The sequence below is a fragment of the Streptomyces sp. NBC_01288 genome, from assembly GCF_035982055.1.
Classification (GTDB): domain Bacteria; phylum Actinomycetota; class Actinomycetes; order Streptomycetales; family Streptomycetaceae; genus Streptomyces.
In genome coordinates, this window is the sequence record NZ_CP108427.1 from 4,912,174 (window position 1) to 4,931,045 (window position 18,872).

Annotated in this window: 20 protein-coding genes and 1 pseudogene; 14 read left to right on the forward strand and 7 right to left on the reverse strand. The window is 68.9% G+C overall.

Annotated features, from left to right (window positions below; genetic code table 11):
• Positions 1 to 3 precede the first annotated feature (3 nt).
• Positions 4 to 333 (reverse strand): hypothetical protein, encoded by a 330-nt coding sequence (locus OG194_RS21840; protein WP_327402505.1) that lies wholly within the window; start codon positions 331 to 333, stop codon positions 4 to 6.
• A 129-nt stretch (positions 334 to 462) separates the two neighbouring features.
• Between OG194_RS21840 and OG194_RS21845 the strand changes: the two genes are divergently transcribed.
• From OG194_RS21845 to OG194_RS21860, 4 genes and pseudogenes are all read left to right on the forward strand, one after another.
• Entirely contained in the window at positions 463 to 1,671 is a 1,209-nt protein-coding gene (locus OG194_RS21845) for a pyridoxal phosphate-dependent aminotransferase (RefSeq protein WP_327402506.1), read from the forward strand.
• Between the two features lie 79 nt (positions 1,672 to 1,750).
• Positions 1,751 to 2,008, forward strand: coding sequence for a type II toxin-antitoxin system Phd/YefM family antitoxin (locus tag OG194_RS21850; protein ID WP_327402507.1), 258 nt, complete (start codon positions 1,751 to 1,753; stop codon positions 2,006 to 2,008).
• A gap of 10 nt (positions 2,009 to 2,018) precedes the next feature.
• Positions 2,019 to 2,279, forward strand: coding sequence for a Txe/YoeB family addiction module toxin (locus OG194_RS21855; protein ID WP_327402508.1), 261 nt, complete (start codon positions 2,019 to 2,021; stop codon positions 2,277 to 2,279).
• Positions 2,280 to 2,298: 19 nt separating this feature from the next.
• Positions 2,299 to 2,451, forward strand: a pseudogene (locus OG194_RS21860) (aminotransferase); the annotation flags it as partial.
• Between the two features lie 90 nt (positions 2,452 to 2,541).
• On the opposite strand, the gene OG194_RS21865 reads toward OG194_RS21860, so the two are convergent.
• Positions 2,542 to 3,075: a YbjN domain-containing protein gene (locus OG194_RS21865; protein ID WP_033284794.1), complete on the reverse strand. Its 534-nt coding sequence runs from the start codon at positions 3,073 to 3,075 to the stop codon at positions 2,542 to 2,544.
• A gap of 108 nt (positions 3,076 to 3,183) precedes the next feature.
• On the opposite strand from OG194_RS21865, the gene OG194_RS21870 reads away from it, so the two are divergent.
• Positions 3,184 to 3,642, forward strand: a complete 459-nt coding sequence (locus OG194_RS21870) for a hypothetical protein (RefSeq protein ID WP_327402509.1) — start codon at positions 3,184 to 3,186, stop codon at positions 3,640 to 3,642.
• A 31-nt stretch (positions 3,643 to 3,673) separates the two neighbouring features.
• Here OG194_RS21870 and clpB read toward each other — a convergent pair whose 3' ends face one another.
• A complete protein-coding gene (gene clpB / locus OG194_RS21875) occupies positions 3,674 to 6,271 on the reverse strand; it encodes an ATP-dependent chaperone ClpB (protein ID WP_327402510.1) in 2,598 nt (865 codons plus the stop codon).
• Between the two features lie 121 nt (positions 6,272 to 6,392).
• Between clpB and OG194_RS21880 the strand changes: the two genes are divergently transcribed.
• Positions 6,393 to 6,830: a pyridoxamine 5'-phosphate oxidase family protein gene (locus tag OG194_RS21880; RefSeq protein ID WP_327402511.1), complete on the forward strand. Its 438-nt coding sequence runs from the start codon at positions 6,393 to 6,395 to the stop codon at positions 6,828 to 6,830.
• 141 nt (positions 6,831 to 6,971) lie between these two features.
• Here OG194_RS21880 and OG194_RS21885 read toward each other — a convergent pair whose 3' ends face one another.
• Positions 6,972 to 7,268: a (2Fe-2S)-binding protein gene (locus OG194_RS21885; RefSeq protein ID WP_327407160.1), complete on the reverse strand. Its 297-nt coding sequence runs from the start codon at positions 7,266 to 7,268 to the stop codon at positions 6,972 to 6,974.
• 369 nt (positions 7,269 to 7,637) lie between these two features.
• Here OG194_RS21885 and OG194_RS21895 point away from each other — a divergent pair, with 369 nt between their 5' ends.
• Both OG194_RS21895 and OG194_RS21900 read left to right on the forward strand, forming a co-directional pair.
• Positions 7,638 to 8,642, forward strand: coding sequence for a helix-turn-helix transcriptional regulator (locus OG194_RS21895; protein ID WP_327402512.1), 1,005 nt, complete (start codon positions 7,638 to 7,640; stop codon positions 8,640 to 8,642).
• Positions 8,639 to 8,905, forward strand: coding sequence for a hypothetical protein (locus OG194_RS21900; protein ID WP_327402513.1), 267 nt, complete (start codon positions 8,639 to 8,641; stop codon positions 8,903 to 8,905). Before OG194_RS21895 ends, OG194_RS21900 begins: the two co-directional genes overlap by 4 nt.
• Here the strand turns inward: OG194_RS21900 and OG194_RS21905 are convergent.
• The gene (locus OG194_RS21905; protein WP_327402514.1) at positions 8,868 to 9,929 is read right to left on the reverse strand and encodes a helix-turn-helix transcriptional regulator; all 1,062 of its coding nucleotides are present in this window, start codon (positions 9,927 to 9,929) and stop codon (positions 8,868 to 8,870) included. The genes OG194_RS21900 and OG194_RS21905 overlap by 38 nt on opposite strands.
• 262 nt (positions 9,930 to 10,191) lie before the next feature.
• Here OG194_RS21905 and OG194_RS21910 point away from each other — a divergent pair, with 262 nt between their 5' ends.
• Genes OG194_RS21910 through OG194_RS21920 form a run of 3 tightly spaced genes read left to right on the forward strand, consistent with a single transcriptional unit; the run spans position 10,192 to position 13,512 of the window.
• Positions 10,192 to 11,739 (forward strand): circularly permuted type 2 ATP-grasp protein, encoded by a 1,548-nt coding sequence (locus OG194_RS21910; protein ID WP_327402515.1) that lies wholly within the window; start codon positions 10,192 to 10,194, stop codon positions 11,737 to 11,739.
• Positions 11,736 to 12,668, forward strand: coding sequence for an alpha-E domain-containing protein (locus OG194_RS21915; RefSeq protein ID WP_019063003.1), 933 nt, complete (start codon positions 11,736 to 11,738; stop codon positions 12,666 to 12,668). The genes OG194_RS21910 and OG194_RS21915 overlap by 4 nt, the downstream gene beginning before the upstream one ends.
• A gap of 1 nt (position 12,669) precedes the next feature.
• Positions 12,670 to 13,512: a transglutaminase family protein gene (locus OG194_RS21920; RefSeq protein ID WP_327402516.1), complete on the forward strand. Its 843-nt coding sequence runs from the start codon at positions 12,670 to 12,672 to the stop codon at positions 13,510 to 13,512.
• 405 nt (positions 13,513 to 13,917) lie between these two features.
• Here the strand turns inward: OG194_RS21920 and OG194_RS21925 are convergent, their stop codons facing one another.
• Complete coding sequence (locus tag OG194_RS21925) at positions 13,918 to 14,376, reverse strand: ATP-binding protein (RefSeq protein ID WP_327402517.1); 459 nt, start codon at positions 14,374 to 14,376, stop codon at positions 13,918 to 13,920.
• 227 nt (positions 14,377 to 14,603) lie between these two features.
• Here OG194_RS21925 and OG194_RS21930 point away from each other — a divergent pair, with 227 nt between their 5' ends.
• Together OG194_RS21930 and OG194_RS21935 are read left to right on the forward strand one after the other, a co-directional pair.
• Positions 14,604 to 15,485, forward strand: a complete 882-nt coding sequence (locus OG194_RS21930; RefSeq protein WP_327402518.1) for a helix-turn-helix domain-containing protein — start codon at positions 14,604 to 14,606, stop codon at positions 15,483 to 15,485.
• A gap of 9 nt (positions 15,486 to 15,494) precedes the next feature.
• Positions 15,495 to 15,677 (forward strand): DUF397 domain-containing protein, encoded by a 183-nt coding sequence (locus OG194_RS21935; protein ID WP_327402519.1) that lies wholly within the window; start codon positions 15,495 to 15,497, stop codon positions 15,675 to 15,677.
• A gap of 87 nt (positions 15,678 to 15,764) precedes the next feature.
• Here the strand turns inward: OG194_RS21935 and OG194_RS21940 are convergent, their stop codons facing one another.
• Positions 15,765 to 16,871, reverse strand: a complete 1,107-nt coding sequence (locus OG194_RS21940) for a sugar ABC transporter substrate-binding protein (protein WP_327402520.1) — start codon at positions 16,869 to 16,871, stop codon at positions 15,765 to 15,767.
• Positions 16,872 to 17,165: 294 nt separating this feature from the next.
• Here OG194_RS21940 and OG194_RS21945 point away from each other — a divergent pair, with 294 nt between their 5' ends.
• Positions 17,166 to 18,863: a PA14 domain-containing protein gene (locus OG194_RS21945; protein ID WP_327402521.1), complete on the forward strand. Its 1,698-nt coding sequence runs from the start codon at positions 17,166 to 17,168 to the stop codon at positions 18,861 to 18,863.
• The last annotated feature ends 9 nt before the right edge of the window (positions 18,864 to 18,872 follow it).

The following is an 18,872-nucleotide window of genomic DNA, read 5'->3' on the forward strand; positions in this document are numbered from 1 at the left end:
GGCTCAGTTGCCGCCGCCGCAGCCGCCCCCGCAGGACGATCCCCCGCCGCACGACGACCCGCCCCCGCAGGACGAGTGCCCGCCGCCACCGCAGGAGTGGTGGCCCCCGTGATGCCCTCCGGAGTGGCCGCCCGAGGACGACGAACCCCCGTCCCCCGCCCACCAGCTGCTGCTCGTACCGGCGGCGCTACCGCCGTAGGACCCGGCCCGACGGCCCGATCCCTTGCTGAGCTTGTCCTTGCGCCCTGCGCGGACGATCGCCGTGATGAAGGCGGCCGCGACGACCGCCAGGATGACGAAGAAGAACATGCCTCCACCGAGGATGCTGAACATGGCGTCACCCTCCTTCCGATTCCCCCGAAGCGGCCCCCCGTGGGCGCCTCGTGTGGTGCGTGACACAGGGATGCCCGGCCGTCTCACCTGCCAAAGCAGAGTTGAGGAACTCCAGAGCTTGGGCGCAGGATGACGGGCATGACCTCCACCGCACGCCCCCTCCTCAACCGCCGGCTCGCCGAGTTCGGGACGACGATCTTCGCCGAGATGTCCGCCCTGGCCCTGAAGACCGGTTCGATCAACCTCGGCCAGGGTTTCCCCGACACGGACGGCCCCGAGGAGATCCGCGAGGCGGCGGTCCGCGCCCTGCGCGACGGACGCGGCAACCAGTACCCGCCGGGCCCCGGCGTCCCCGAACTCCGCACCGCGATCGCCGCCCACCAGCAGCGCCGCTACGGCCTCTCCTACGACCCCGACGCCGAGGTCCTGGTCACGGCGGGCGCGACGGAGGCGATCGCCGCGGCGCTCCTGGCCCTGGTGGAACCCGGCGACGAGGTCATCGCCTTCGAGCCGTACTACGACTCCTACGCGGCCTGCATCGCGATGGCGGGCGGCACCCGCGTACCGGTCACCCTGCGCCCCTCCGAAGGCAGCTTCCGCCTCGACCTGGACGAGCTGCGCGCCGCCGTCACCGACCGCACCCGCCTCCTCCTGATCAACACCCCGCACAACCCGACCGGCACCGTCCTCACCCGCGAGGAACTCGCCGCCATCGCCGAACTCGCCGTAGAACGCGATCTGTTGGTGATCACCGACGAGGTGTACGAGCACCTGGTCTTCGACGCCGCCGAGCACATCCCGCTCGTCACCTTCCCGGGGATGCGGGAGCGGACGGTGTCGATCGGCTCGGCGGGCAAGACGTTCTCGTTCACGGGGTGGAAGGTCGGGTGGGTGACCGCCGCGGCACCACTGGTCACCGCCGTGCGCTCGGCGAAGCAGTTCCTGACGTACGTGGCGTCGGGCCCGTTCCAGTACGCGGTGGCGGAGGCCCTCTCCCTCCCCGACTCGTACTTCGACGCCTTCCGCACGGACATGCTGGCCAAGCGGGACGTCCTGGCGACGGGCCTGACGGAGGCGGGCTTCGAGGTCTTCCGCCCGGCGGGCACGTACTTCGTCACGACCGACATCCGCCCCCTCGGCACGGAGCTGTCCAAAAACGGCGACGGCTTCGCCTTCTGCCGCGCGCTGCCGGAGCTGGCCGGTGTCGTCGCCATCCCGAACGCGGTCTTCTACGACCACCGGGAGGAGGGCGCGCCCTTCGTGCGGTTCGCGTTCTGCAAGCGGACCGAGGTACTGGCGGACGCGACGGAACGGCTCCGCAAGGCATTCGCACACTGACCGTCGTCCGCCGTTCCGACGCTTGCCCGGACTGAAGGCATCGACGTACAATTTCCTGTACGTCGAAGGAGGTTCGATCGTGAAGACCATGACGTATTCCGAGTCGCGCGCGCGGTACGCCGAGGTGCTCAACTCCGTCACCGACGACCGCGAAGAGGTCGTCATCACCCGGGCCGGACATGAGCCGGTCGTCATCGTCTCCCTTGAGGACTACGAGTCCCTGAAGGAGACGGCATACCTGCTGCGCAGTCCGGCCAACGCCCGGCGCCTGCTCACGTCCATCGACGAGCTGGAAAACGGCGGCGGCACCGTGCGCGAGCTGGCGACCGACGAGTAGGGGCCGCGAGTTGAAGATCACCTTCTCTTCCCGTGCCTGGGAGGACTACCTGTGGTGGCAGCTTCAGGACCGGAAGATCGTGAAGCGCATCAACACGCTCATCGCGGACATCACCCGGAACGGCAACGAGGGAATCGGCAAACCGGAACCGCTCAAGCACGGATTCCAGGGTTACTGGTCGCGCCGCATCAACGACGAGCACCGACTGGTCTACAAGGCCACCGAGGACGGCGTCCTCATCGCGCAGTGCCGCTACCGCTACGAAGGCTGACAGGACCCAAGGACCGAGCTCACTGCCGGAGCCGGCCGGTGTCGTCGCCATCCCGAACGCGGTCTTCTACGACCACCGGGAGGAGGGCGCGCCCTTCGTGCGGTTCGCGTTCTGCAAGCGGGTGGGAGTGCTGGAGGAAGCGGTCGGACGGCTGAAGAAGCTGGCCGGCTGAGACGGAGCGGCATGACGACCGACGCCCGTCCACAGGCTGTGGACGGGCGTCGGCCCTACGTCATGCGGGACTGAGCGGTACTGACGAGAACTACTCCTCGTCGTCCTCAGGCTTCTCGACGGCCTCGTCGACCTCCTCGGTGAGGCCGAGCTGCTCGACGAGCCAGCGGTCGAACTCGATCGCCGCGCGCACCCAGCTGACCGTCGAGGACACGAAGTGGTTCAGGTCGACGCCGGTGCCGATCAGCATCTGCGCCTCACCGATGAGACGGACGGTGCCGTCGTCATGGGTGTGGGTGTAGACCTTGGGCCACAGGGTGCGGCGGTTCCAGTCGTCGATCGACTCCAGCAGCTGCGGCTTGACGTCGATGTCGTGCGGGCGGTCGTAGAACGTCCGCACCGAGAAGACCAGCTGGTCGTCCTCACCGCGGAACATGAAGTACGTACGGAACTGCTCCCACGGCGCCGCGAGGTCACCCTCGTCGTCGACGACATACTTCAGCTCCATCTGGTCGAGGAGCTGCTTCACGAGGTCCTGATCCGGGACGACGGGGCCCGCCGGTCCTTGGGGGTTCGGCTCGGGCTGGCCCCCGAAGTTCGGAATCGAGGACGGGTCGATGCTCACCGTGTATTTCCCTTCGTACGGATTCCGCCATCCTCCCCCATCCGGGGAGGGGGGTGGCAACCCCTGACGGACCTGTCCGCCACGGGCTGACCGGATACGGTCATGCCCATGCGGAGGGGGACGCGGTGGCCGCTGTGGGGGTTGTGGTGGATCTGCCTGGTCTTCGTGGTGTGGGCGGGCTGGTCGTTCGTCCAGGCGACGCTCCACGCCTCCTCCGGTGACGACCCTCCCGACACCGTCGGCAAGGCCGGCTGCGCCGAGGCCATGGACTTCGCCGGCGCCACGCTGCCCGAGGACACCCGGGACGCGCACTGCACCTCGTACACCTGGGGAGGCCAGGCCCACGACGGCACCTTCCGCATACCGCGCGCGGCCGTACAGGGCTGGCTGACCGCGTCGTTCCCGGACGGTGTGGGCATCTCCTGCGAGGACGACGGCGAGCCGTGCGTCCGCACCGTCCGCGACCCGCACACGGCCGGCGCCTACGACGTGACGGTGAGCGTGCGCTACGAGGGCGGGTCCGCCGGGGACACCGCCCTCGTCACCTTCGACGCGAGTACCTACTGAGCGCCGGACGTCACGACCTGAACACCGGGCGTCACAACGTCTTCCCGGTGGCCGGCCCCACGATCAGACCGTCCCCAAACGCGTCCACCCGCACCGTGTCCCCGTCCTTGACCTCCCCCGCCAGGATCTCCTTGGCGAGCCGGTCGCCGATCGCGGTCTGGACGAGGCGGCGGAGCGGTCGCGCGCCGTACGCCGGGTCGTTGCCGTTGTCCGCGAGCCAGGTCAGGGCCTCGTCGCTGATCTCCAGGGTGAGGCGGCGTTCCGCGAGGCGCTTGGCGAGGCGGCCGATCTGGAGGGCGGCGATGCGGCCGAGCTCCTCCCGGTTCAGGGCGGAGAAGACCACCATGTCGTCCAGCCGGTTCAGGAACTCCGGCTTGAAGGACGCCCGGACCACCTGAAGCACCTGGTCCTTCTTCTCGTCCTCGCCCGTTGTCTGGTCGATCAGGAAGTTGCTGCCCAGGTTCGAGGTGAGGATCAGGATGGTGTTCCGGAAGTCGACCGTGCGGCCCTGACCGTCCGTCAACCGCCCGTCGTCCAGCACCTGGAGCAGGACGTCGAAGACCTCCGGGTGCGCCTTCTCGACCTCGTCGAGGAGGATCACCGAGTACGGGCGCCTGCGCACCGCCTCGGTGAGCTGCCCGCCCTCCTCGTAGCCGACGTATCCGGGCGGGGCGCCGACCAGTCGGGCCACGCTGTGCTTCTCGCCGTACTCCGACATGTCGATGCGGACCATGGCCCGCTCGTCGTCGAAGAGGAAGTCGGCCAGGGCCTTGGCCAGTTCGGTCTTACCCACGCCCGTCGGGCCCAGGAACAGGAACGAGCCGGTGGGGCGGTCCGGGTCCGCGATGCCCGCGCGGGTGCGTCGTACGGCGTCGGAGACCGCCTGTACGGCCTCTCGCTGGCCGATGAGGCGGCGGCCCAACTCCTCCTCCATGCGCAGGAGTTTCTGCGTCTCGCCCTCCAGGAGGCGGCCCGCGGGGATGCCGGTCCAGGAGCCGACGACGTCCGCGATGTCGTCGGGGCCGACCTCCTCCTTCACCATCGTGTCCTTGGAGGCTTCTTCCTCCGCCTCGGAGGCTTCCTCCAAGTCCCGTTCCAGGGAAGGGATCTCGCCGTAGAGCAGCTTGGACGCGGTGTCGAAGTCGCCGTCGCGCTGGGCGCGTTCGGCCTGGCCGCGGAGTTCGTCGAGCTTCTCCTTCAGCTCGCCGACCCGGTTGAGGGACTGCTTCTCCTTCTCCCAGCGGGCGTTGAGGCCGCGCAGCTCCTCCTCGCGGTCGGCGAGGTCGCGGCGCAGCTTCTCCAGGCGCTGGATCGAGGCGGCGTCCGTCTCCTTGTCGAGCGCCAGCTCCTCCATCTTCAACCGGTCGACGACGCGCTGGAGTTCGTCGATCTCCACAGGGGACGAGTCGATCTCCATGCGGAGGCGGGAGGCCGCCTCGTCGACGAGGTCGATGGCCTTGTCGGGGAGGAAGCGGGAGGTGATGTAGCGGTCGGAGAGGGTGGCGGCGGCGACCAGCGCGCTGTCCGCGATGACGACCTTGTGGTGCGCCTCGTAGCGTCCCTTCAGGCCGCGCAGGATCGCGATCGTGTCCTCGACGCTCGGCTCCGCGACCAGCACCTGCTGGAAGCGGCGCTCCAACGCCGGGTCCTTCTCGATGCGTTCGCGGTACTCGTCGAGGGTCGTCGCGCCGACCATGCGGAGTTCGCCGCGGGCGAGCATCGGCTTCAGCATGTTGCCGGCGTCCATCGCGGAGTCGCCCCCGGCGCCCGCGCCCACGACGGTGTGCAGCTCGTCGATGAAGGTGATGATCTGGCCGTCGGAGTCCTTGATCTCGGCGAGGACGGTCTTCAGCCGCTCCTCGAACTCGCCCCGGTACTTCGCCCCCGCGACCATCGCACCCAGGTCCAGCGCGACCAGCCGCTTGTTTTTGAGGGACTCCGGCACGTCCCCCTTGATGATCCGCTGGGCCAGCCCCTCGACGACGGCGGTCTTGCCGACGCCGGGCTCGCCGATGAGGACGGGGTTGTTCTTCGTGCGGCGGGACAGCACCTGGACGACCCGCCGGATCTCCTGGTCCCGCCCGATGACGGGGTCGAGCTTGCCCTCGCGCGCGGCGGCCGTGAAGTCCGTACCGAACTTCTCCAGCGCCTTGTACTGCCCCTCGGGGTCGGGTGTGGTCACCCGGCGCCCTCCCCTGCTCTTCTGGAACGCGTCCAGCAGCTTCTTCGCGCCGGCCCCCTGCTGGGAGAGTACGTCCCCGGCCGCGCCGCCCTTCGCGGCGATACCGATCAGCAGGTGCTCGGTCGAGAGGTAGTCGTCGCCGAGCTCCTTCGCGCGCTGGCCGGCGTCCGCGATCACGGCCAGCAGCTCGCGGCTGGGCTGCGGCGGCGCGACGGTCGACCCGGTCACGCTGGGCAGCGAACCGAGCACCCGCTCGGCACCCGACCGTACGGCGGCCTGGTCGGCGTCGACGGCGGCCAGCAGGTCGGTGATGTTCTCGTTGTCCTGCCCTTCCAGCAGCGAGAGCAGCAGATGCGCCGGGGTCAGATCGGCGTGCCCCCCGGTCACGGCACGGTTGCTGGCCGCGTTGATCGCGTCCCGGCTCCTGTTGGTCAGCTCGGCGTCCACGTTCGCGTACTCCTCCTCCTACGACCTTCGTACACAGAATGACACGGTCAACGTGCACAAAGTTGAGTCTATTCCACTCAAGGCAGTGGCGGGGAGGATCGAGGGACTAAGTTCCGGGACCATGGCCGCATATCCGGTGGACCCGGGCGATCCCGACCCGTCGTACCTCGGCTTCTGGCGGGAACGGCACCTGTGCACGCTCACGACCCCGCGCGCGGACGGCAGCCCGCACGTCGTCCCTGTCGGAGTGACATACGACCCGGAGGCACGCCTTGCTCGGGTCATCGCGAACAAGTCGAGCAGGAAGGTGGCGAACATCCTGGCCGCCGGCCCCGAGGGGGCACGGGTCGCCGTGTGCCAGGTGGACGGGCGGCGCTGGGCGACGCTGGAGGGCCGGGCCTTCGTACGCGTCGAACGCGAGCGGGTCGCCGAGGCGGAGCGCCGGTACGCGGAGCGTTACGAGCGGGCGCCGTCGCCGAACCCGTCCCGGGTGGTGATCGAGATCGAGCTGACGCGGGCGATGGGGAAGGCCGTGGCGAAGGCGGCGGGGAAAAGCTGAAGCGCCGATTTTCAGCCACCCGGGATCGGCCGATACCCGGAGATTTCGCACAAACTGCAGCGGCGTCACCGTGTTCAGGTCACGGTGACGCCGCTGCGGGGGGAAGCACCTGAGCGATCTTGTTACGACGGGGGAATCGCGTCAGGCACTGCGGGGGGTGGCTGAGATGGTCTGGATGTCGGGGGCATCCGGTTCCACCAGCCGGTGGTCTCGTTGGTCAAGATTCACAAAGATCATTCCGTACCGGATGGCACATCGCACTGGCTGCGGCGCCCCCCGAGGCCGCCGCAGACACCGGTACGCCCGTACGTCCTCGTCCTCGTCCCGCGTCACGACGACCGGCTCACCGAACACGGTCACCATGAGCGAGTCACCGCTGTGGGGGATGGCGGTGGCCAGATCGATGAAGTGCCAGCCGGACCGGTAGGCCGTGGCCATTTCGCGGCGGAAACTGCGGTCGTCGGGTGGGGTGGTCACGTCAACTCCACGCAGTGTCATCTGCTGTCACAGAAGTGTCGCCCGCGGTCACGGTCGCGGTGTCGGCCGCGAGTGACCAAGCGGTGTCCTGTCGCACCTCACTCTTCGCACCAGAGAGGCCACTCAGCGTTCCGAAGGCCACAACGGCGGAGAAGGCGGCGACAAGCACCGAGCGAAGCATTCTCTTACGCATAGTCGGCTTCGTCCTCACTTGAAGGTCCCCTCTTCCCCCGTCGAGTAAGACGATGGCTCATTCGGGCACGTCATGGCCACACGATCGGTGCATCATGTTCCTGCATGTTCAGGACCCTGGGGGGTGGAGATTTGACAATGAATCGGACCAAAGCGACACATCCCCACGCTGTGACGGAGTTGTGTGAGGAAGGAGGTCGTCTTTACGCGAACGCACTCCGCACGGGACGTATCGCACGCGCAGACGTGGAGCCTGCCCCGTGTTTGATGGAGTTCGCCCTGCTCCACCCGGATCCGGACGACGCGAACTGGCTGTGCCCGGTTCCCCCGGCGGTCGCCCTGGCTCAGCGGCTCAATCCGATCGAACGCGAGATAACGGACCGCCGACGGCTGTCCATCGACATGGCCGACGTCTTCGAGCCGTTTATGGCGCTGAGCGCCCAGGTGACGGAGTCCACTCACTCGATCTCCGTACTGGAGGGACTCGACCGCATCAACGCGGCGCTCGACCTGGCGACGGCGCAGTGCCAGAACGAGGTGCTCGCGGTGCAGCCGAGCCACCGTCACCCGGAACGCCGGCTCGTCGAGGCGCTGGAGCGCGACAGGCCGCTGATCGAGCGCGGGGTGCGCATCCGGACCCTCTACCAGCACACGGCCAGGTACAGCCCCGAGCGGCTCGCGTGGGTGGACAACTTCACCGACGGCAAGGTGGAGTACCGCACCATCGACGAACTGGTCGAGCGCCTCATCATCTGCGACGAGACCGTCGCCTTCATCCCCATCCGGGACGACCGCCAGGTCGCCCTGGAACTGCGTCACCCCGGTCTCGTGAGCTACCTGATCAAGGTCTTCGAGTTCATGTGGAGCCGCGCGGTCCCGCTGAGCGCCGGCGCCCCCTACGAAACCGCTCCCGACGGCATCACCGACATCCAGCACTCCATCGCCAAGCTCCTCATCGAGGGCCACGTCGACGAGGCCATCGCCCGCCGGCTGGGCATGAACGTGCGGACCTGCCGGGCCCACATCGCCAAGCTCGCCACGGCCCTCGGCAGCGGCAGCCGCGCCCAGCTCGGCTTTCTCATAGCCCAGTCGGGGATCCTGAACAAGGACGACCCCGCACCGGGAGGAGACGGCACACCGTGACGGAGGCGCACACGCACGGAGCGGACGACCTGTGCGGGGCGGGCCTGACCCTGTATGTCCGAGCCCTGCGCGTCGGACGGGTGAGTACCGACGACACCGACGAGGCACCGTGCCTGGTCGGTCTCGGCCTGCTGGACCCCGAGCCCGGGAACGCCCCCGGCCGGCTGCGCCCCGTCGCGCCCGCCGCCACCCTCGGCAGCGAGAGCCGGGCCCAACTCGGCTATCTCATCGGGCAGTCGGGGATTCTCGATCCGCCGGGGTGAGCTGCACGGGGACGTCCGGCAGGCGGGACGAGGCGCCGTCCAGGCCGACCTGGGCTATGCGGACGCCCAGTTGGGTACGGCTCGCCGCGCCCAGGGTCTCCGACAGGCGGGCGATGTGGGCGCGGCACGTCCGCACGCTTATGCCGAGCCGTTCCGCGATCACCGCGTCCTGGTGGCCGTCCGCGAGCAGGGCGGCGATGGACTGTTCGCGGTGGGAGATGCCCTCGATGCCGGTGTCCGGCAGGGCGGCCGCGACCGGGATCGCGAGGCGCCACAGGCGGTCGAAGACCGTGACGAAGTACTCGATCAGCGCGGGGTGGCGCAGCTCCAGGGCCATCGTGTGGTCGGCGTTGGCGGGGATGAAGGCGACCGTGCGGTCGAAGAGGATCAGGCGGTCGACGACCTCGTCGAGCGTCCTCGCCTCCACCGCGTCGCCCATCAACTCCAGGTAGTTCAGCAGGCCTTGGCCGTGCCGGGCGACGTGGGTGTACAGGTCGCGCATCCGTACCCCGCGTGAGCGCAGGGTGAGTGCCCGGTGCAGGCCCTCCGTGAGTTCCGGCTCGCGGCGGATGCCGCCCGGCTGGACGGTGAGGACCTCGCGGGTGCAGGCCTCCGTCGCGTCGTCCATCGCGGCCTGGATCCGGGAGAGCCCGTCCAGGACGCGGATCGCGGCACCGCCCTCCAGCGACGCCGACGCCATCGCGGACGCCTGGATACGGCGGCCGAGACCGGCGTACCACTCGAAGGCGGCGACCGCCGAACCCACCCGCCGGTGGCTCTCGCTGACCTCGTCGTAGACCCCGCGCAGCAGCCGGGTCATGACCTCCTGCGGGGCGGTCGGGACCAGCCAGTCCATGTCGTCGGGGTCCGGGTGGAGGAGGGCCAGCTCCAGCAGGCACGGCACCGGTTCGGCGTCCGTGCGCGGTACGCGGCCCCGCCGTACGGCCCGGGAGTACACGCGGTCCCCGGCGTCGCAGAGTCGGTCAGCACCGTGTGGATGCTCGTCCGTCGCGTGCCCGGCCATCGCCCATCCCACCCCCGGTTCCCGGCTCTTTGCAGCGCAACTATGCGCGGACAGGTCCTGCTCCGCAACACGGCTCCCCCTAGAACAGCCCCCGAAAACCTCCGATATCGACCGCTATCTCCCGGCCTCCGTACCTCGCCTTGCAACAAGCTGGGGGGTGACCGGCCAGTAACTCCGAGTCTCTCCTCGTATCACTTTCCGCGTGAGCTGCCGGAAATCACTCAGAGATCACCGTGTTACGTATCGCACTTAACGTCCCCTCATGGCGGACATATTTGACGCATACGCATTGGCCGATGCGTGGGACGAGATGTTTGTGCGGCCGGGTGAGGTCAGAACCGCCTACGAGCCGGTACTGGCGGCACTCCAGCCCATCGAGCCGAGTGAACTGCGCTTCCGCGCGGACCAGATGGCCCGCGCGTTCACCGACCGCGGCGTGACCTACGCCTTCGCGGGCGAGGAACGGCCCTGGCCACTGGACCTGGTGCCGAGGATCATCGACGCGCTGGAGTGGGATCTCATCCAGCGCGGGGTGGCGCAACGGGTACGGGCCCTGGAGGCCTATCTCTCCGACGCCTACGCGCACTGCCGTGCCTTCGAGGACGGTGTCGTGCCCTGGCGGCTGCTCCTCAACTCGGCCCACTTCCATCGGGCCGCGCAGGGGGTCGAGCCACCGGGCGGGGTCCGCATCCACGTCGCCGGCATCGACCTCGTACGCGACGAGGCGGGCGACTTCCGGGTCCTTGAGGACAACGTCCGCGTCCCGAGCGGGGTTTCGTACGTCATCGAGAACCGCAGAGCCATGACGCGGATCTTCCCCTCGCTCTTCGCCGAGCAGCACGTGGTCCCCGTCGACGGGTACGCGGGGCGACTGCTGGCCGCTCTGCGGGCCGCCGCGCCCACGGGCACCCAGGATCCCCGGGTCGTGGTCCTCACCCCGGGACCGGGGAACGCCGCCTACTTCGAACACGCCCTGCTCGCCCGGCTGATGGGCGTGCAACTGGTGGTGGGGCACGACCTCACCTGCCGCAACAACCGGGTGTGGATGCGGACCACGCGCGGCGAGGTGCCCGTCCATGTCGTATACCGGCGGCTCGACGACGACTTCCTCGACCCGCTGCACTTCCGCCCCGACTCGGTGATCGGCTGCCCGGGCATCATGAACGCCGCCCAGGCCGGGAACGTCACACTCGCGAACTCGGTCGGCAACGGGATCGCCGACGACAAACTCCTCTACACCTACGTCCCCGACCTCATCCGCTACTACCTCTCCGAGGAACCGATCCTCCCCAACGTGGAGTCCTACCGACCCGACGAACCAGGGCAGTTGGAGGCGGTCCTCGACCAGATCGACCAGCTGGTCGTGAAGCCCGTCGACGGCGCCGGCGGCATGGGCATCGTCATCGGACCCAAGGCCGACGCGAAGACCCTCGAACGCACTCGCAAAGCCGTGGCCGCCGACCCGCGCGGCTGGATCGCGCAACGCCCGGTCGCCCTGTCCACCTCCCCCACCCTCGCGGGCGAACGCATGGCACCGCGCCACATCGACCTGCGCCCGTTCGCCGTGAACGACGGCAGCGACGTCTGGGTGCTGCCCGGCGGCCTCACCCGCGTCGCCCTCCAGGAGGGCAACCTGATCGTCAACTCCAGCCAGGGCGGCGGCTCCAAGGACACCTGGGTGCTCGCGGAGGGCCCCGCCGAGCAACCGGAGCAGATGCCTCTGGACGGCGGACTGCCCGAGGTGGCACCCCGTCAACTCGGCCCCGACGGCAACCCCATGGTCGTACAGGAAGGGGCGCAGCAGCAGTGAACGACGTGATCCTCTCCCGGATAGCCGAGGCCCTGACGTGGACGGGCCGTTATGTCGAGCGCGCCGACAACACCGGGCGCATCCTCGACGCCTATCTGCACCGCCTGCTGGAGGACCCCTGGCGCGACGAGGACGTGGCGTGCCGGTCGCTGTACGCGATCCTCGGGGTCGACGCGGGCGGTCAACGCGTGGACATGCAGCAGGTGTTGGACCAGCTCGCCTTCGACGCCCGCTCGACGTGTTCCATCGAGGGCGCGCTCGGCGCCGCCCGCCTCAACGCCCGCAGTGCCCGGGAGGCCGTCTCCTCGGAGATGTGGGAGTGCCTCAACTCCACCTGGCACGCCCTGGCCGACCAACGCCTCGCGGCCCGCCGTACGGGCCCCTACGCCTATCTCGAACTCGTGCGCAGACGCGCCGCGTTGTTCTTCGGCCTCGCCGACTCCACGATGAGCCGCGACGACAGCTGGCGTTTCGTCGTCCTCGGCAGGAGCCTTGAGCGGGTGGACATGACCGTACGGCTGCTGTCGGTACGGGTGTTGGACGCGGCGCACGCGCCCGACTGGCCGACGCTGCTGAGCGCTTCGGGCGCCGACGAGGCGTACGCGCGGGTGTACGGCGGTTTCGGCGACACCCCGCGCGTGGCCGAATTCCTGTTGCTGGACAGGGACTTCCCGCGTTCGGCGCTGCACGCGCTGACGACGGCCGAGGAGTGCCTCACCGCGCTCGGGCGGCAGCGGCAGGACCCGGCCCGCCGCCCCATCGGCCGCCTCCGCACCCGTCTCGAATACCTGGACTCGCACGCCTTGGAAGAGCAACTGCCCGCCCTCCTCAAGGACTTGCAGCACGCCTGCATGGACTCGGCGGAGGCGGTAGCGGAGTTGTTCTTCCCGTACCAGGGCCCCGTCGAGTGGGCCCAGGAAGGAGCCTGAGATGACCCGTAGGCTTCGCATCCGCCACACCACCCGCGTGTCGTACGCCCAGGCGGCGGTGTCCTCCCACAACGAGGTGCGGATGACACCGCTGACACTCCCCGGCCAGACGACGCTGGACGCGCGCGTCACGGTGAACCCCACGACACCCACCTGGTCCTACTGGGACTACTGGGGCACCCAGGTCACCGGCTTCGACCTGATGGACCCGCACGCCGACCTCACGATCACCGCGTCGAGCCTGGTCGAGACGTCCCCGCCGGACCTCCTCGGCCCCTCCCCCACCTGGCAGGAGGTGACCGAACGGACCACGAACTCACGCCTGTTGGAGTTCATCGGCCCCACGGTCCGTACGACGGTCCCGCCGAAGCTGCTGAAGAAGGCGCGCAAGGCGGCCGTAGGACTCGATCCGCACGGGACGGCGATCGCGGTCGCCGCGCTCGTCGCCGACCGGGTGGCGTACCTCCCCGGTGTCACCGGCGTGAACACCTCCGCCGCCGAGGCCTGGGAACAGGGCGCCGGCGTCTGCCAGGACATCGCCCATGTGACCATCGCGCTGCTGCGGGGGCTCGGTCTGCCCACGCGCTACGTCTCCGGCTACCTGCACCCGGAGAGCGAGGCGGAGCTGCACCGCCCGGTGGCCGGCCAGAGCCATGCCTGGATCGAGTACTGGGCGGGCGACTGGTGCGGCTACGACCCCACCAACCGGACCCGGCCCGACGAGTCCCATGTGGTGGTGGGCCGGGGGCGCGACTACGACGACGTGACCCCGCACAAGGGGATCTACCGGGGGGTGGCGGGCGGGCCGCCGGAGGTGACGGTGGAGTTCACGCGGGTGGCATAGCCCCAGGGTCGTACCGGGGTCGCGCCCTGTCTCAGCCCCGCTTCGGGCCGGTGATCGCCTCACCGGTCACGAAGCCCTTGGCGGGGCCGTCCGGGGTCTCGACCTCGGTGCCGTAGGGGACGCGGTGAATGTCCTCCCAGTCGGCCTTGTCGGGGCGGGGGGGTGAAGAGGGTTACGGCGCCCTGGCCGTCGTAGTCGTCGATGAGGACGTACATGGGGATGCCGGCGCGGGCGTACTCGCGGCGCCTGCGGATGCGGTCACGGTCCTGGTCGCTCTTCCCGGGGGAGGCGCTACGCAGACGGTTGACAACCCGGGCATGCGGAAGGCGGCCGGTGGGCGACACCTCGATGACTCCCTCGATGGTCTCGGCGCGGTAGCCCTCGGGGAGTTCTGATAAACCCGCTTCACCCGTCCGACCGAAAGCGGAACGATCCACCGCTCCCACCCAGCTCGAACCACACCCCCTTCGCGAACCGCCCCGCCCTCCCGTCGGCGACGCCCCACGTGTCCGCCATCTCCGCGACGAGGGTGAGCCCCCGCCCCCAGCAGGCGATCACTCCGGCGGTGGGCTGCGCGACCACCGGCGGGTCCGGACTCTCGTCGAAGACGCTGACCCGGAGCCGGGCCGGACCCAGCCGGAGGCGGATCATCGCGGAACCCTTCGTGTGCAGGTGGACGTTGGTGACGAGTTCCGAGGTGCACAGGGCCGCCGGCATGACGAGGGGTTCGCGGTCGTGGGTGAAGAGGACAGCGCGGACGAAGTCCCGGCAGACGCGGGGTGCGGTGGCGTCGGCCGGGGCGAAAAGGCTGTAGTCGTGGGTGAGTTGGGCGGGGCGGTGGGGTGCGCGGCGGGCCGGGTCCATGGGGACGACTCCTGTCTGTGAGGGGTCCGAGCCCGGCGATGGCGTCGCCCGCGGGGCGCGGGTGCTCTGTCGGCTTGCGGGCAGGGGGGACCGAGCGGTTTCGATGCGTTACCGATCCCGCACTCACGGTAGAGGCAAGAGGTTATACATCTCAACCCGTTCTCTTGATTTGGTGGACCACCCACCCGGCACAGTGCAGACTTTGAGCGAGCCAGCAAGGAGTCACCGTGGGACTACGCACCACCATCAGCGAACGACAGCGCCGCCTCGGCTTCGAACTCAAACAACTGCGCGAACAAGCAGGGTTGAACGCAGCTGAAGCCGCCCAGCGGATCGACATGAGTCGCGCCCAACTCAGTCACATCGAACTGGGCCGCACGTCCATCCTGACCGAGCGGCTCTTGGAGCTGTGCCACACATACGGTTGCACAGACAAGCCCTACGTTGACGCGCTGGTGTCCCTGTCCGAGGCAACAGGCAAGGGCTGGTGGAGCGCGTACAAGAAGCACCTGGGCTCCGGCGGCCTCAACCTCGCCGAACTAGAAGCCCAAGCCGTGGCACTACGGATGCACGAGTCCCTGTTCATCCCCGGGATCTTCCAGACCGCCGACTACGCACGGGCCATCTTCAACAGCCCGGAGCTGGGTTTCGAGCACATCGACGAAGCCGTGAAGTTCCGCATGGAACGGCAGAGCATCCTGACCGGCAGGAACTCGCCCGCCATCCATGCCGTGATCCACGAAGCGGCGCTGCACATGAGGTTCGGCAGCGTCCAGGTCGTACGTGAACAACTGGTGCGGCTCATCGAGTTGGCCCGCTTCCCCCACGTGACCATCCAGATCTATCCGTTCAGCGCACAGGCGTACGCGGCCCTCAGCGGAAACTTCGTCCATGCCGTCCCCCGCACGCCACAGCTCGGCACTGTGGTCCTCGACCGCGCGACTGGCACCGACTACCTGCGTGAGCCGCACCAACTGGACGAGTACAGCTCGTTGTTCGCCCGGCTCGCCGACAACGCCCTTGATCCTGTCGACGTATCGTTGGCCCCCGAAGCACACTCGGTGAAGGACTCACTGTCCCTCATCCAGCACTTGCTCTACACGCTCTAGGAGGCCCGCGTGTCCGAACTCCACTGGCAGAAGTCCTCGTTCAGCGGCGCCCCCGACCAGAACTGCCTCTACGTCGCCCCCGCCCCCGACAAAACGATCCGCCTCCGCGAGAGCGACACCCCGGACGTCACCCTCACCGCCGCCCCCGAGGGCCTCGCCGCCCTGCTGCGGCACCTCAAGTCCCGCGGCTGACATCCGGCGAGGTACCCGCGGCCGGAGTCGCGTACGCGGGCAGCGACGGCGTCCCGGACGCCGTCGAGGCGCCCGGCCGAAGCCGACCTACTTCAGCCCGTGCGCCTCGCACGCCGACTTGTAGTCGGCCGTGCAGATGTCGGAGATCTTGTAGATCCCGTCCGCGACCACCGTCGACTTGATGTTGTCCTGGGTCAGCGCGACCACGGACACCAGCTGCGAGGGGATCTTCTTGTTCGTGGGGCTGTCGACCGTGTCACGGGTGAGGGCGTCGAACTCGATGTCCCTGCCCTGGACCTTGGCGACCGCGATCTTCGCGGCGGCCTCGGCGAGGTCGGGGTACGGCTTGTAGACGCTCATGTACTGCTCGCCGGTGACGATCCGCTGCACGGCGGTGAGTTCGGCGTCCTGGCCGGTGACGGGCGGGATCTTCGTCAGGCCCGCGTTCTTCAGGGCCTTGATGATGCCGCCGGCCATCGCGTCGTTGGCGGAGTACACCGCGGCGATGTTGTTCTTGCCGAGCTTGTTGATCGCCTCGGTCATCTCCTGCTGGGCCACGACCGGGTCCCAGGCCTTGGTGTTGTAGCTCTCGGCGATCGTCACCTTGCCCTGCAACTCGGACAGCGCCCCGCCCTTGAACACCGCGGCGTTGGGGTCGGTCGGCGAGCCGTTGATCATCACGATCTTGTCGGAGGTGTCCACGTTGCTACCCAGCGCCTCGACCAGGGAGCGGCCCTGCACCTCGCCGACCAGTTCGCCGTCGAAGGAGACGTACGCGTCGATCGGGCCCTCGGCCAGCCGGTCGTAGGCGATGACCGGGATGCCCGCGGTCTTGGCCTTCGTCACCATGGTCCGGATGGCGTGCGAGTCGACGGCGTCGAGCACGATGATGTCGACCTTCTCGTCGATCATCTTCTGCATCTGCTTGTCCTGCGTGGCCGCGACGCCACCGGCGTTCTCGTACTCGGCCTTGCCCTTGTTCGCGGTGAGTTCCTGGATCTTCGCCTTCATGATCGGGAAGTCGAACTCCGCGTACCGCGTGTTCGTCTTCTCCGGCATGAGCACCCCCACCGTGACGTCGTTGCCCTTCGCCGGAGTCGCGTCCGTGCTGCTCCCCGACGAGTTGAGCACGCCACAGGCGGCCAGGGGGAGGGCCAGCGAGGACGCGGCCACGGATATGGCGATACGACGCATTGGGAGCTCACTTCTGGTGCCGTGCGGACGTGGGTGCAGCATTGCAACCCAGGTGACTGAAAAGCCAACGCGGCCACGACCACCGGCGTCAAGCGGAACTACTTAACGAGATGGCAACGCCACGTTCCGTTTGGTATGTGGAGACGCTGCGGAACCCCATCCAAACGCTCTTTACGGACCCTCCACTCAACGGGAGTTCATGAGAAGGCAAAGATCAGCACAACCAACTCCTTTCCCCACGAGTCGTGATCATCAGCGGCCACCCCCTGCCGTGCCGATCCGACAGAGGACCGAATGAACCCAGCCAGACACGCGACGGCCGCCGCCGTCGCCCTCTCCGTCGCGGGCGGCCTGCTCGCCGGCGCGACGAGTTCCGCCTCCGCGGCGGCCAGTTGCACCTCGCCCGTCTTCAAGCGCCAGTTCTTCGCGAACACCTCCTTCTCGGGCACCGCGAAGAAGACGGACTGCGACAACGCGATCGACCAGACCTGGACCGGCGCCCCCGCCTCCGGCCTCCCGAAGGACACCTTCGGCGTCCGCTGGAGTGTCACCCGGGACTTCGGCTCCGGCGGGCCCTTCGCCCTCGCCGCCTCCGGGCTCGACGGAATACGGGTGTACGTCGACGGCGTCCGCAAGGTCGACCTGTGGAAGAACACCTCCAAGACCGTGAGCAAGACGGCCAACGTGACGATCCCCAAGGGCAAGCACGCCCTGCGGATCGACTACGCCAACTGGACCGGCACCGCCAAGGTCAAGTTCACGTACACACCCCGGACTTCGGCCACCGTCGACAAGGTCAAGCCACTCGCCCCGACGGGCACGTCGGTGACGTACGCCTCCGCGACCGGCAAGGCGAAGCTCACCTGGTCGAAGAACAAGGAGATGGACCTCACGGGCTACCGGGTCTACCGGCGCCTGAAGGGCGCCTCGTTCGGCAGCACACCGCTCGCCACGACCGCCTCCACCTCGTACACCGACAGCAGCCTCCCGGTGACCGGTGAGGACACGTACTACTACGAGCTCCGCGCGATCGACGCGGCCGGCAACGAGTCCGCCGGGACCGCCGACAAGCCCGTCACCACCGCGGACCGCACCGCCCCCGCCGTGCCCACCGGGCTGGAGACCTCCCTCTCGGTGGGCGGAATCCCGGTCGAGTGGACCGCGGTCGCGGGAGCGATGTCGTACCGCGTGTACCGGGCGCCGGACGGGAGCAGTTCGTACACCAGGATCGGGGACACCGCCAAGGCCTCGTACCTGGACACCTCGGCGGTGGAGGAGAGCACGTACACCTACCGGGTGACCGCCCTGGACGCGGCGGGCAACGAGTCCGCCCGCTCCGCCGCCCTCAGGGCCACCCGCCCGGACAGCACCGCGCCCCCCGCGGTGACCGGGCTGACGGTCACGCCGACCCGGTACGGCTTCTCGCTGACCTGGGACCCGAACCCGGCGCCCGACCTCGGGCGGTACCTCGTCTACCGGGGCCGGCTCCTGGGCGACGAGGAGAAGGTCTGCTCCGTCCACGAGGTGGCGTGGCTGTCCGCCGCCACCACGTCGTACGAGTACGCGACCCTGCCCGACGGTGAAGAGGCCTGTTTCCTCGTCGACGCGTACGACGACAACTGGCTCTCCACCTGGAGGTCGACCGGCGAGGCCGACATCGTGGTGGAGACGGAACTCGACGTGACGCCGAGCGTCACCACTCCGGAGGGCTCCCCGCTGGAACTGGACGCGTCCGCGACGGAGGGCGGCGCGGGGATCGACCTCGACTGGAACTGGAGCTCCGCCTCCCAGGAGACAACCGGCTTCCGCGTCCACCGCTGGAACCCCGCCACCGGGACGTACGAGAAGATCGCCGACCTCGGCAGCGACGTCGGCGCGTACCACGACGCCGGCGCCGCGCGCGGCACCACGTCCTTCTACTGGGTGACCACCCTGGCCGCGGACGGCACGGAGTCCGTGCCGGCGGGCGACTGGGCGGCCCTGACACCTTGACGCCCTGAA